At 59.1% G+C, this 13,386-nt stretch carries 9 protein-coding genes; 6 read left to right on the forward strand and 3 right to left on the reverse strand.

Features of this window, described 5'->3' with window-relative positions; translation table 11 throughout:
* Positions 1-98: 98 nt before the first annotated feature.
* From B0G76_RS36385 to uvrA, 3 genes are all read right to left on the reverse strand, one after another.
* Positions 99-1,352, reverse strand: coding sequence for a PepSY domain-containing protein (locus tag B0G76_RS36385; protein WP_120297569.1), 1,254 nt, complete (start codon positions 1,350-1,352; stop codon positions 99-101).
* A 248-nt stretch (positions 1,353-1,600) separates the two neighbouring features.
* Complete coding sequence (locus tag B0G76_RS36390; RefSeq protein WP_120297570.1) at positions 1,601-2,686, reverse strand: AI-2E family transporter; 1,086 nt, start codon at positions 2,684-2,686, stop codon at positions 1,601-1,603.
* A gap of 34 nt (positions 2,687-2,720) precedes the next feature.
* Positions 2,721-5,594 carry an excinuclease ABC subunit UvrA gene (uvrA, locus tag B0G76_RS36395; protein WP_120297571.1) on the reverse strand — a complete coding sequence of 958 codons (2,874 nt, stop codon included), beginning with the start codon at positions 5,592-5,594 and terminating at the stop codon, positions 2,721-2,723.
* Between the two features lie 379 nt (positions 5,595-5,973).
* On the opposite strand from uvrA, the gene B0G76_RS36400 reads away from it, so the two are divergent.
* The 6 genes from B0G76_RS36400 (at position 5,974) to B0G76_RS36425 (ending at position 13,310) form a co-directional block, all read left to right on the forward strand.
* Positions 5,974-7,161 (forward strand): MFS transporter, encoded by a 1,188-nt coding sequence (locus B0G76_RS36400; protein WP_183082278.1) that lies wholly within the window; start codon positions 5,974-5,976, stop codon positions 7,159-7,161.
* A 123-nt stretch (positions 7,162-7,284) separates the two neighbouring features.
* Positions 7,285-7,818 (forward strand): single-stranded DNA-binding protein, encoded by a 534-nt coding sequence (locus tag B0G76_RS36405; RefSeq protein ID WP_120298066.1) that lies wholly within the window; start codon positions 7,285-7,287, stop codon positions 7,816-7,818.
* Between the two features lie 163 nt (positions 7,819-7,981).
* Positions 7,982-9,181: a site-specific integrase gene (locus B0G76_RS36410; RefSeq protein ID WP_120297573.1), complete on the forward strand. Its 1,200-nt coding sequence runs from the start codon at positions 7,982-7,984 to the stop codon at positions 9,179-9,181.
* On the forward strand, positions 9,174-10,769 hold the full coding sequence (locus tag B0G76_RS36415) for a site-specific integrase (RefSeq protein ID WP_183082279.1): 1,596 nt from the start codon (positions 9,174-9,176) through the stop codon (positions 10,767-10,769). The genes B0G76_RS36410 and B0G76_RS36415 overlap by 8 nt, the downstream gene beginning before the upstream one ends.
* Positions 10,762-12,822 (forward strand): hypothetical protein, encoded by a 2,061-nt coding sequence (locus B0G76_RS36420; protein ID WP_120297575.1) that lies wholly within the window; start codon positions 10,762-10,764, stop codon positions 12,820-12,822. Before B0G76_RS36415 ends, B0G76_RS36420 begins: the two co-directional genes overlap by 8 nt.
* Positions 12,819-13,310, forward strand: a complete 492-nt coding sequence (locus B0G76_RS36425) for a hypothetical protein (protein ID WP_147394132.1) — start codon at positions 12,819-12,821, stop codon at positions 13,308-13,310. The genes B0G76_RS36420 and B0G76_RS36425 overlap by 4 nt, the downstream gene beginning before the upstream one ends.
* Positions 13,311-13,386: the final 76 nt, after the last annotated feature.

Below are 13,386 nucleotides of genomic sequence, written 5' to 3' on the forward strand. Positions count from 1 at the left end.
GCTGCAAGCGTGCGCCGGGTCTGTCCGGCGCGCTCTCCTTCAGGGCATCGCAATCCACTGCAACGTGCGCCGAATGAGTTCAGTGCATGCTCGTCAGGTTAGGAGTCCATCGCGGAGCCGCCGGCGTGTCGCGTGTCCTGTGCGAGTTGTGCGGGTTGCGCAAGTCGAGCGTTTTGCGCCGAACGGCGGCGCGCATTCAGTTTCTTCAACCAGATCACCAGTCCCGTTGCGCTCAACAAGGCGACCGCAATCCCCACCGCGCTAATCAGAATCCGCCCGCCGAGACCGAGGATGCGTCCCGAGTGCAGCGGGAATTGCACCTGCATGAAGATGTCGCCCGCCGTGCCCTTGCCGGGAATCTGCGCGCCGAGTAGCTTGCCAGTGGCCGCGTCCCAATACATCCACGGATTGCCGAGGCCGATGTCGCCGTGATCGTTGCCGGTTGCGTAGAAACCGACGCCATAGGCATGCAGGTATTCCGCGTAGTAAAGACCACCCGGCGGCACCTTCAGGTCCTGCGCTTTACCGGCTTGCTCTGCTAGCTGCACCACGCGCTCGCGACTCAGCACCGGGTCGCCGGGCTGCGGCGTGCGCAGGATTTCGGGGTTGCTGACCGGATCCGGCGTGAGCGTCGAGAACAGCGACACGATCGGCCGAACGACCGGCGCCGAGAGATTCATCGACACGGAAGTCAGCGCGACGATCACCAGCAAGCCCCAGATCCACACGCCGCCCGAGCGGTGCAGATCGAAGGTGAGCGCATAGCCGCCGCGCCCAAGGCGAAACGCGAACGACTTGCGCCACGCCTTGAAGCTCGGAAACGAAAGCCATAGCGCGATCACGCTATCGATCAGCCACACGATCCCGACGATACCCATCAGCCACGTGCCGATATCGACGCCGCCCGTGAACGGCAATTGCAGCGTGTAGTGCAGCTTGTAGATAAACGGAATCAGATTGAGCCGAGCGAGCGACACTGCGCCCCATTCGCGTCGCCCCTGGATATCGCCGGTGGCGGGATCGACGGCGATCTGATTGAAGTCGAGTGGGTAAGGCTGCTGCGTGGCGGGGTTCGTGCGCGGCAACACCATCATCTGCAAGGTGTGGCCGGGCTCGGCGGCGAGCGGCAGATACGTCACCTGCAGGCGCGGATCCGCCGCTTCGATACGACGTGCCAACTCGAGTCCCGAAAGCGCCGGGCCGGCGGTGCGCGCTTTGAAGAACGAGGGGTTCAGCGCCGCATCGAGTTCGTGATCCCACGCGATGATCGCGCCGCTCAGGCCGGCGACGAACAGAAACAGCGCAATGGCAACACCGAACCAGCGATGCAGGCGGACGAGTTGCCGCCTCATAAGCGAGCCGGCGAAATGCGGTGGAAAGTCAGGCGGGGCAGACGGGGTGTCACGGCAAAGGCGTAGTGAAATGAGAATTGTTCGCATCTTATGCGAGTCGGGTGGCTTACTGCAAGTGTTCAGAGAGCGGTGGTCGCGTCACGGATCTGGCCCCTTGGATACGGTGGGCGCAAAAAAAGCGGCACCGAAGTGCCGCTTCGCCTGCGCTCGCTAAGTCCGCTAAATCCACGCAGCAGTCTGGTTGCTGCTCACACCAACCGCAAATAAATCAATTCCCGCTTGATATACGCATAGAAGATCGGCGCCGCGACCACGCCGGGAATGCCGAACGCGGCTTCCATCACGAGCATCGCGATCAGCAATTCCCAGGCGCGCGCCTCGATCTGACCACCGACAATGCGCGCGTTCAGGAAGTATTCCAGCTTGTGAATCACGATCAGGAATACCAACGACATGACCGCCGCCGGAAAGCTCACCGAGAGCGCCACCGCGACGATGATCGTGTTCGAGATCAGATTGCCGATCACGGGCAGCAAGCCGACGATAAACGTCACCAGCACCAGCGTTTTGGAGAGTGGCAGCGTGTCGTGAAAGATTGGCAGGATCAGCAGCAGGAAGATGCCGGTAAAGACCGCATTGATCGCGGAAATCTTGACCTGAGCGAAGACGATGCGGCGAAAGGCGTCGGCGAAACGTGTCACGCGCGTGACGAACGCCGTGGACAGCGGCAGCCGTTGCATATGCTTCTGCGCCCCCACCGCGATGATCGCGCCGATGATCATGCCGATCAGGATATGCGTGAAGCCGCGTGCCGCGGTCTTGCCGCTTTGCTGCAGCATGTTCGCGTGCGTCTGCATCAGCTCGGCTGCTTTGGCCTTCATCTGCTCGGTATCGACCGGCAGAGAGTTGGCGATGAATTGCGGAATCCGGCCGCGCGCCTGGTCGATCAGCTGCATCGCCTGGTCGAGCAGATTCTGCACGCTCGGCACGTCATTCTCGAAATGTTCGATGATGCCGAGCGTCAATCCCGTCAGTGCGCCGACTATCACCACCGAGAGGATCACCACCGCGAGCCAGCGCGCGCGCTGACTCGACATATGCCGTTCGATGCGCGGCGCGATGGTGTGCACGAGTTGAAACACCAGCAACCCGGCCAGCAAGGCGCCGAGCAGTTTCAGGTCGATGACCGCCCACATGCCGATCAGCATCAGCACGTAACTGCCGATTTCGACCGCCGAGAGCTTCGGCAAGCTCATGTCGCTGGTCAGCCTGACCGGGCGTGGGCGTAGGTCCTGCACTTGCCCGTCGTCGCTCGCCTGATTCCGCTTGGCCATGGCTTATTCCGTCTCCAACCCGTGTTGTGCAGCGTTACTTTTGACTGGCAGTGCGTTTCAGCAGTGGCGCCAGATACTTACCGGTAAAACTTGCCTTTGACTTGGCAACCTGCTCCGGCGTGCCTTGCGCGATGATCTGACCGCCACCGGCTCCACCCTCGGGGCCGAGATCGATGACCCAATCGGCGGTCTTAATTACATCGAGATTATGCTCGATGATCACGACGGTATTACCCTGATCTCGCAAACGATGAATGACTTCCAGCAGCAATGCGATGTCATGAAAGTGCAGACCGGTGGTCGGCTCGTCCAGGATGTATAGCGTGCGACCCGTGTCGCGCTTGCTCAGTTCCAAAGATAGTTTGACGCGCTGTGCTTCGCCGCCGGAGAGGGTAGTGGCCGACTGGCCCAGCCGGATATAGCCCAAACCAACGTCCAGCAAGGTTTTCAGCTTGCGCGCCACGACCGGCACCGGCTTGAAGAACTCGTAGGCGTTCTCCACCGTCATGTCGAGCACTTCGCTGATGTTCTTGCCTTTGTATTGGACGTCCAGCGTTTCGCGGTTGTAGCGCTTGCCGTGGCAGACGTCGCAGGGAACGTACACGTCCGGCAAAAAGTGCATTTCCACCTTCAGCACGCCGTCGCCCTGGCAGGATTCGCAACGGCCGCCCTTCACGTTGAACGAGAAGCGGCCCGCTTCGTAGCCGCGTTCCTTCGCGGCGGGCACACCTGCGAACAGTTCGCGGATCGGCGTGAACAGACCCGTGTACGTGGCCGGATTCGAGCGCGGCGTGCGGCCGATCGGCGACTGGTCGACGTTGATGACCTTGTCGAAATGCTCCAGACCTTCGATCGATTCGTACGGCGCCGGCTCGGTGGACGAACCATACAGGTGATGCGCGACCGCGTGGTACAGCGTGTCGTTGATCAGCGTGGACTTGCCCGAACCGGACACACCGGTCACACAGGTCAGCAGGCCGACCGGCAAATCGAGCGAAACGTGCTGCAGATTGTTGCCGTACGCCTCGACGATCCGCAGACGCCGCTCGTCCGGCTCCTTGCGCTCATCCGGAAATTCGATGTTGCGGGCGCCGGACATGTACTGCCCGGTCATTGACGCCGGATTCGCCTGTACCTGCTTGGGCGTACCTTCGGCGATCACCATGCCGCCGTGCTCGCCCGCGCCCGGCCCCATGTCGACCACATAATCGGCCATGCGGATCATGTCTTCATCATGTTCGACGACGATCACCGAGTTGCCCAGGTCGCGCAGATGCTTGAGCGTGGCGATCAGCCGGTCGTTGTCGCGCTGATGCAGACCGATCGACGGCTCGTCGAGTACGTACATCACGCCGGTCAAGCCGGAACCGATCTGCGAGGCGAGGCGAATGCGCTGCGCTTCGCCGCCTGACAGCGTTTCCGCGCTGCGTTCGAGCGACAGATAGTCGAGCCCGACGTTATTCAGGAACATCAGCCGCGCGACGATCTCCTTGACCACCTTGTCGGCGATCTCGCGCTTCGAGCCTTCGAGCCGCAGCGTCTGGAAATAGCCGAGTGCGTCGCGCAACGGCCAGCCGCTGATTTCGAAGATGCCGCGCGCGTCGCCGTCCGCGCCGATCCGCACGAAGCGCGCTTCACGGCGCAGCCGCGTGCCGGCACACGCCGGGCAGGGCTGGTTGTTCTGATACTTGGCGAGTTCTTCGCGCACCGCGACCGAATCGGTCTCGCGGTAACGCCGCTCCAGGTTCGGGATGATCCCTTCGAACACATGCTCGCGCACGGAAGTGCGGCCGCGTTCGTTGATGTACGAGAACGGGATTTCCTGCTTGCCCGAACCGAACAGCAGGATCTTGCGGACTTTCTCCGGCAGGTCTTCGACGGCCGTGTCGATGTCGAACTCGTAGAATGCCGCGAGACTTTGCAGCATCTGGAAATAGAACTGGTTGCGTCGGTCCCAGCCCTTCACCGCGCCTGCCGCGAGCGACAGCGAAGGATGCGCGACAACCCGCTTCGGATCGAAGAAGGTGATCTGGCCGAGGCCGTCGCATTCCGGGCACGCGCCCATCGGATTGTTGAACGAGAAGAGCCGCGGCTCGAGTTCCTGCAGCGAATACGAGCAGATCGGGCAGGCGAACTTCGAGCTGAACAGGTGCTCCTTGTCCGTATCCATTTCCAGCGCGATCGCGCGGCCGTCGGCGAGACGCAGTGCCGTTTCGAACGATTCGGCGAGACGCTGCTTCATATCGCCGCGCACTTTCAGACGGTCGACTACGACATCGATCGTATGCTTGTCGTTTTTCTTGAGCTTTGGCAGCGAGTCGACTTCATAGATCTTCGCGACGCCTTCATTGGCCGTGCCACCGCCCGAGCGAACGCGAAAACGGATGAAGCCCTGCGCCTGCATTTCCTCGAACAGTTCGACGTGCTCGCCCTTGCGGTTCGCCACCACCGGCGCGAGGATCATCAGCCTGGTTTCTTCCGGCAGGGCGAGCGCCGCGTCGACCATCTGCGAGACGCTTTGCGCTTCCAGCGGAATTTCGTGGTCCGGACAGTACGGCGTGCCGACCCGCGCAAACAGCAGGCGCAGGTAGTCGTGAATTTCGGTGACGGTGCCGACCGTGGAACGCGGATTGTGCGAGGTCGCCTTCTGCTCGATCGAGATCGCCGGCGACAGGCCTTCGATCAGATCGACGTCCGGCTTCTCCATCAATTGCAGGAATTGGCGGGCGTAAGCGGAAAGAGATTCGACGTAGCGGCGCTGTCCTTCCGCATAGAGCGTGTCGAACGCGAGCGACGATTTACCCGAGCCGGACAGGCCCGTAATCACGACGAGCTTATGACGCGGGAGGTCGAGATTGACGTTCTTCAGATTGTGGGTGCGAGCCCCACGGATACGGATTTGTTCCACGCGTTATTCCAAGACTTGGCCCGTGACCTGGCGGAAAGAGGAAGAGGCTAAACCTGCTACTATAACGACTTTTCAAGACCGCCGTTACGGCTTCCTGACAGCCCGAAGAAGGCACGAGGCAAGCTGTAAGGCAGCGGCTCAGCGCCGTGGGAAAGAGGTTTAACTGGGGCCAATTTCCGCGAGTACAAGGCGCCGCGAGACGCCAGACGGGCGTGCAGCAAGGTTAGGCCGCCGGCCCGGGTGCCGCGCCGTATGCTCTTGCTGCCGTGTCCGGCCGTTCCGTGGTAAGCCGCCTGGTTGTGGCCGTCCTGCGGGGAAGGCTCGCCCGCGGTGTGCCGCCCAGCGGCAGGCCGCCCCGCTCATTCAAAGAACGCTCCCGATGTCCAATCCGTCCGCTACATCCTCACGCATGAGCGCGCCTGAAATGCGCGCGACCGTGTCGCTTGCCGCCATCTTCGCGCTGCGCATGCTCGGCCTGTTCATGATCATGCCGGTGTTCTCGATCTACGCGAAGACCATTCCGGGCGGCGATAACGTGCTGCTGGTGGGTATCGCGCTCGGCGCCTACGGCGTGACGCAGTCCATGCTGTACATCTTTTACGGCTGGGTCTCCGACAAAATCGGCCGCAAACCGGTCATTGCGACCGGCCTCCTGATCTTCGCGCTCGGCAGTTTCGTCGCGGCGGGCGCGCACGACATGACGTGGATCATTGTCGGCCGGGTGATTCAGGGCATGGGTGCGGTGTCGTCCGCGGTGATTGCGTTTATCGCCGACCTCACCGCCGAAGAGCATCGCACCAAGGCGATGGCGATGGTTGGCGGCAGTATCGGCGTTTCATTCGCGGTGGCGATCGTCGGCGCGCCGATCGTATTCCAGTGGGTCGGCATGAGCGGCCTGTTCACGCTGGTTGGCATTTTCTCGATTCTGGCGGTTGGCCTCGTGCTGTGGGTCGTGCCCGATGCGCCGAAGCCCGTGCATGTGCGCGCGCCGTTCGCCGAAGTGCTGCACAACGTCGAACTGCTGCGCCTGAATTTCGGCGTGCTCGTGCTGCATGCCACGCAAACCGCCTTGTTCCTCGTTGTACCGCGTATTCTCGAAGCTGGCGGCCTGCCGGTCGCGTCGCACTGGAAGGTGTATTTGCCGGTGATGGGCCTCTCGTTCGTGATGATGGTTCCGGCGATCATCGCCGCGGAAAAACGCGGGAAAATGAAAATCGTGTTGCTGTCGGCGATCGGTCTTATCCTGATCGGACAGTTGTTGTTGGGCGTCGCACCGCATACGATTCTGAGTGTGGCGGCGATCCTTTTTGTCTACTTTCTTGGCTTCAATATTCTTGAAGCATCGCAGCCTTCGCTGGTGTCGAAACTGGCGCCGGGAACCCGCAAGGGCGCGGCGGCCGGCGTGTACAACACCACCCAGTCGATCGGTCTTGCGCTGGGCGGTGTGATCGGCGGCTGGCTGCTGAAAGTGGACGGTCAGAGCGCCGTTTTCTTTACTTGTTCGGGGCTTGTTTTGTGCTGGCTTATAATCGCCGCACAGATGAAACAGCCGCCGCGCAAGGCGTAAAAAGGCTCACTCAGAACTCACCCGGCGGACGGCTGAGGCGCAGTTCCGGTCTCCGGCCCGCAGGCTTGAGACGTGAATCGTGCGTTGCCGCGCCGCCCGCAACGGAATCAACAGGAGAAACTCATGGCATCCGTGAACAAGGTTATTCTCGTCGGCAATCTCGGAGCCGATCCGGAAGTCCGTTATCTTCCGAGCGGCGATGCAGTGGCGAACATCCGCCTTGCAACGACGGATCGGTACAAGGACAAGGCGTCCGGCGAAATGAAGGAAGCAACGGAATGGCACCGTGTGTCGTTCTTCGGCCGGCTTGCTGAAATCGTGTCCGAGTATCTGAAGAAAGGCTCGTCGGTGTACCTGGAAGGGCGCATCCGCACCCGCAAGTGGCAGGCTCAGGACGGCACCGACCGTTACTCGACCGAAATCGTCGCCGAGCAGATGCAAATGCTGGGTGGCCGTGGCGGTTCGATGGGCGGTGGTGGCGACGAAGGCGGTTACAGCCGCGGTGAGCCGTCGGAACGTAGCGGCGGCGGTGGCGGCCGTGCGGTCTCGGGCGGCGGCGCGTCGCGTGGCGGCAGCGGTGGTGGTGGTGGTTCGAGCCGTCCGAGCGCACCGGCCGGCGGTGGCTTTGATGAAATGGACGACGATATTCCGTTCTAAGAGGAACTTCGTCCACTGATGTAAAGGTAGCCCCGGGTTTCTCATTCAAATCAATGATTTGGGTGGGTTTCTCGGGGCTTTTTATTTTTACCGCGCTGATTCGATAGCAGGAACATGCGGTGTTGGTAAAAAATAGGCTCCAGGTTATCGATGGAGCCGTCATTTGTATCCCTATTCGATTCGTGAAATTCGCCTTGAGAGCGGCGAGCGTTTTCCGCTGCTGGTCTACAGCGATCCTCTAGGTCTGCCGGTCCCCGGGGCCACGGAGTTCGGCCTTGTCAAACTGCGCGCGCGCGGCCTCAAGCGATCAAGCATCCGCCAACGTACCGATGCGCTTGGCTGGATCTTGTATTTCCTTGATTCGAAGAAGATCGATCTCGTCAAGAAAGCGGCGGACGGCTTCTTTCTTTCTCTCAATGAACTGGTAGCACTTGCGGATCACTGCCGCGCACGGCGAAAGCCCGCGAAGGGACTCTTGGTGATCAGCGTCACCCAGGCCGCAGTTCATTATTCGCTGGCGCTCGATTACATCGAGTGGGTATCGGAGCCTGTCATCGCACGGATGACGGATCCGCGTCGGCGTGAGTCCGCAAACATCGCTTTGGCGCGTTTCCATAAGCGCGCGAAGTCGGTTGCTCCGAAGCCAAGAGGACAGGACTCTCATATTAACGGCGAGCGGCATGGTCTTGAGGAGAATGCGCGCACCCTATTCCTCAAAGTGATCCAGCCTGGAGATCCGGGCAACCCCTTCTCTGCTCGGTATCAGGTGCGCAACTACGCTTTGCTGTTACTCGCCTTCAGGCTTGGAGCGAGATCAGGCGAAATTCGCGGACTGAAAAAGTTTGATCTGAATCTCGACAGTGTCCCCGCCCAACTGACCATCATGCCGCGCTATCACGACGCTGACGATAAGCGACTTGATCCCGCTGCGGCAAAGACCAACGGTAGATATCTGGAATTCCATTCCGAGCTGAAGGACGCGTTGGAGAATTGGCTACATGACAGAAAGAGCAGGGCCACGTGGCCTCGTGCGCATCGTAACCCGTACGTTTTTGTCAATCGCTTTGGCGATGCAATCGAGGGGCGCGGATATCGAAAGGTGATTGAGACGCTGAGACTGGCGCATCCGGAGCTTGAGGGGCTGTGTCACCACATGCTTCGACATGACTGGAACGAGCGTTGGGTGCAGATGGTTGACGATGACGGTGTGGAGTTCGCGAAGGCCGAGACGGAGCAGAAGTACGCAATGGGATGGTCACCGAACTCGAAGATGCCGTTGCGATACGGTCGACGGGCGACGGCCAAGGCGTCGAACAAGAGAATTCTTAAATTGCAGAAAGGAAACGGTGCGCACGATGAATAGCCTTGCACAGAGTACTACGAGTGAACTACCGGGTCCTATCGACGTTGCGGGCCACGATAACGATGTTGAGGGAACGTTATCGTTACCACAGTTTTCTGGAGACGTATGGCGGCTTGACGCCCAAACGATCATCAACTGGAATTTGCTTGCGCCTGCCGGGCCGACAGTCGTCACTGCCTTGCGCAAGTTCGTTGCGTATGTATTCGTCAACCGGTCTGCAGCTACCGCCAGAGGATACTTCAGGAGCCTGTGCTTAATCTTCAAAGAAGCAACTGCGATAAACATAGACGCCTCTGACTTGGGAGCGTATGACATTACCCTGTTTCATCAACTTCGAATTCAGATGTCTTCGAAATATGCCGTCTCGACCATCGCGTGGTCGTTACACGCCTTTCGATCGTGGTACGTGTGGTGTACTGAGGCGGAAATCGATGGTTTTGACTTTGATATAGCCGTTGTTCTCGACAGTCTCGTGATCGGAGGTGGCCCAAAGGGTGAGGCTGTTCTCGGACACGACCCGAACGTCGGGCCATTGCATCCTGCCGAATTTGACCGCCTTTTCTTGGCGCTGCGGAAAGCGACACAAGACGAAGCAATACAGGATCAGGATCTTGCCGTAGCGTGGCTCTTTGTTGCTTTTGGGTGTAATCCCAAGAATCTTTATTTGCTCCACGACGAAGATTTGCTCAAAACGAAGATGGCTGACGGAACTACGGAATACGAATTGCGTATTCCACGTATCAAGAAGCCGGGGGTCGCCGAACGCAGCCAGTTCCGCACGAGACCTTTGCGGCTCGATATCGGAATTCTGCTGGAGCGTGTCGTCAGGTGGAATGCTGGAGCACGAGCACTCGTGCAGGCAGCGGCTCTAGAGCGACAATTTACGACACCGATGTTCAGGCGCGGCGAGTCGCGCGAGGAATTGATCGGAACACAGTTTGAAACGCAGGCTTATCGTTGGCGAACCGTAGACTTCAATCGGGCGCTGGCACGGGTGGTTCGAAAACTGAATTTGACTTCAAACAATGGCGAACCGTTAATGCTTACGCCCCGGCGTCTGCGTTATACGTTCGCGACCAGGCTCGTTCAGGATGGTGCATCGCCTGCGATACTCGCGGATGCGCTAGATCACACCGACCTCCAACATGTCATGGTGTACTACAACGCACGCTCGGACATTGTTGTGAAGCTTGACCTGCACGTTGCCATGAAACTCGCTCCCTATGCTCAATCCTTCATGGGCGTCGTTGTACAGCGCGAAGCGGACGCGACTCGTGGCAGCGATCCTGCAAGCCGTGTAAAGCACTTTGATAAAGACCACGGCAAGCTCTCAGACCTCGGCTCATGCGGAAGCTTTGGATTTTGCGGATTGGCCGCACCCATAGCCTGTTACACGTGCGCGCGATTCCAGGCTTGGCTGGAAGCTCCGCACGAAGAAGTGCTCAATGCATTGTTGGCCGACCGGGACGCGCATCTTCAGCGAGGTGCTGATCCCAAGATGACGCAGGCGAGAGACTTGACGATCACAGCGGTAGCGACGGTCGTCCAACTTTGCAAGCGCATGAAGGAGGCAGATACAAATGCATGAAATTAAGATCAGGAAGGCCGCTGAACGAAGTGCATCGGAAAATCTAAGTTCCTTCATCGATTCGATGCGAAGGCACAACCCATTGGCGGTGGCAGATTGGACGGCTATCTGCTGGGAACTTGGAATGCGAAAGCGGCAGTCAGCCGGTCGCGAGGATCGCATCTGGTTCAATAGGAACTTCACGAAGAAAGTCACGGTGAACAACGCTGAACCGTTCCCGGAACTGTTTGGAGAGTTTCTTCGCGCGGTAGTCTGTTCCCGTGAACTTGCGAGAGCCACGCCACTTGACTCGAACGACCATATGATCTTGGTGCGAGCATACCGCTATCTGTATTCGTCTGCGGCTTCGCGAGCTGAAGGTCCCACGGAGTTGCGTCGTCTCGATTTTGACGAGGCGGCGGAAGCTTGTCGCAATACCGAAGCAGCCAGTTCGGCATATCGGGTTGGTTGCAAGCTCGAGGAAATCGCTCGCGTCATGGATCGCGAATATCTCACGTCGGTTCGACTTAATTGGACGAACCCGATTCGACGCGACTCATATGCCGGGGGGGCGTTGCAGAACAGAACGAGTCGGGAGTTCTTTGAGCGCAGGCAGGACAAGCTTCCGTCAGAAGACATTCTCGATGCACTCGCTGACATTGCGAACCGCACCGACCTGTCGCCAGCCGACCTGCTACGGCAGCGCGCCCTTGAGTTATACCTGTGTGGCGGATTTCGGGCGAATGAACTTTTGACGCTGCCCCGTGACTGTTGGGTGGATGAGTCTCAACGGGACGTGTATGGAGAGCAGGTTTTGGACAGGTTTGGCCAGCCCGTCGTCCGTTATGGCCTTCGTTATATTCCAGAGAAGAAGCGTCTGAATGCCCTGGAGGTGAAGTGGCTTCCGTCCGTGATGGTGGACATCGCCAAACGGGCGGTCCAGGACATTCTTCGGATAACAGAGCGATTTGCGCTGATTGCTGATTATATGCACAGCCATCCTGGCTCGACGCGATTGCCGGAGCCTTGGCACTCTGCGGCAGACGAGACGCTCGTGAGCATGGAGGACGTTGTAACTTTAGTCGGGCTTGACGTCCATCCAGCGAATCGAGGGACGGCGGGAAGGCAGTTCGTACGGCTTGCGGGGTTGCCTCTAACCAGCATGCGCGGTCAAAAGAGGAGCATTCAGGCGGTGACAAAACAGAGCCTGGTTTCCGAATTGTGCAAGCGATCAGCATCCTCCACGGTCTTCCCGGATGGGCAGGCACACTACAGATTGCATGAGTGTCTTTTCGTTGTCGGGGTAAATTTCATTGGTGCCCAGCGATCCACTCTTAACGGCACCGCGACGCTGGTTACGCAGGGACAGATCGATGACTACCTGACCGATCGCGAAGTAGGGGCCCGCTCCGCGAAGGGAACGCAGTCGATATTCAGCCGGCTGGGTTACCATCGCGCCGACGGCTCACCCGTCACCGGTACTACCCACCAGTTCCGGCACTGGCTCAATACTCTCGCGCAGGAGGGCGGGTTGTCCCAGATGGAGATCAGTCGCTGGATGGGTAGAAAGTCTGTCCGGGACAATGCCGCCTATGATCACCAGACGGGATTTGAGTTGGCTCGCCGCGTGCGCACTCGTCTGGAGGGGAACGAGGTCATTGGAAGCATCGGGACGACATTGCAGGGCATCAAGGATCCTGTGCGTCGTAGCGAATTCGCGCGATCAGCAGTCGCATCCGCACACATAACGGATTTGGGGATGTGCATACAGGATCTTTCTGCGATTCCGTGTGAGCGTCATCGGGACTGCGTGACGTGCAACAAGCATCTCGTTGAGAAGGGCAATGAAGCGCAACGGTCGCTCGCAAGCGAGTTGCGGAACGAGGCGGAATTGCTCCTGAAACTCGCCGACAATGAATGCGCTGAAGATAGCTACGGCGCAGATAATTGGCGTGAGCATCAAAAGCTCACCCTAAAGAAGGCAGAAGCCATCCTTGCCGTACATGATGACGATAGCATCCAAGATGGGACGTTGGTGCAAGTCGCATTGGATGAAGGAGACCAAACGGATTGAGCGCTGATATCGGCAGAGTGACACCGATGCGTCGGTTACGTAAGCACCCTCGTCTCTCCGACGCCAATGCTGCGTTGATTGCACGAATGATTGATGACTTGCCTCAAAAAGCGGTCATCACGTGGAGTGATGTCGTCGCTCTGGCTTCAAAGCAGTTGCGAGTGAAATGGAGTCGACAGACGCTTGAAAAGCGAAAGCAGATCAAGGACGCGTATCTACGGAGGTTTGCGCAGCGCCGCGGTATCGACGAGAAAGGGCCACGCCGGAGTGGCCGTGCCGGCGAAGAGGCCGAGCGACGCATCCTGAACCTCAAGGACGAGAACGAGAAGCTTCGCAGGCGCCTAGAAGAGTACGACAGGAGGTTGATGAGGTACGTTTTAAATGCGATCGCACACGGTGTCACCGAGAAGGAGTTGGATGCTCCAATCCTGCCGCTCGGTTCTGAATCGAAATCAACTGGCGAGAACGATAAAAAAGCCAGACGGTGAAAGATTGATGCAGGTTCATCGACTCCACGTTCCGCTCGCTGATCTGCTGCATCCGTGGGAAGCGATGGCGAGTGTA

The organism is Paraburkholderia sp. BL23I1N1 (assembly GCF_003610295.1).
Lineage (GTDB): Bacteria > Pseudomonadota > Gammaproteobacteria > Burkholderiales > Burkholderiaceae > Paraburkholderia.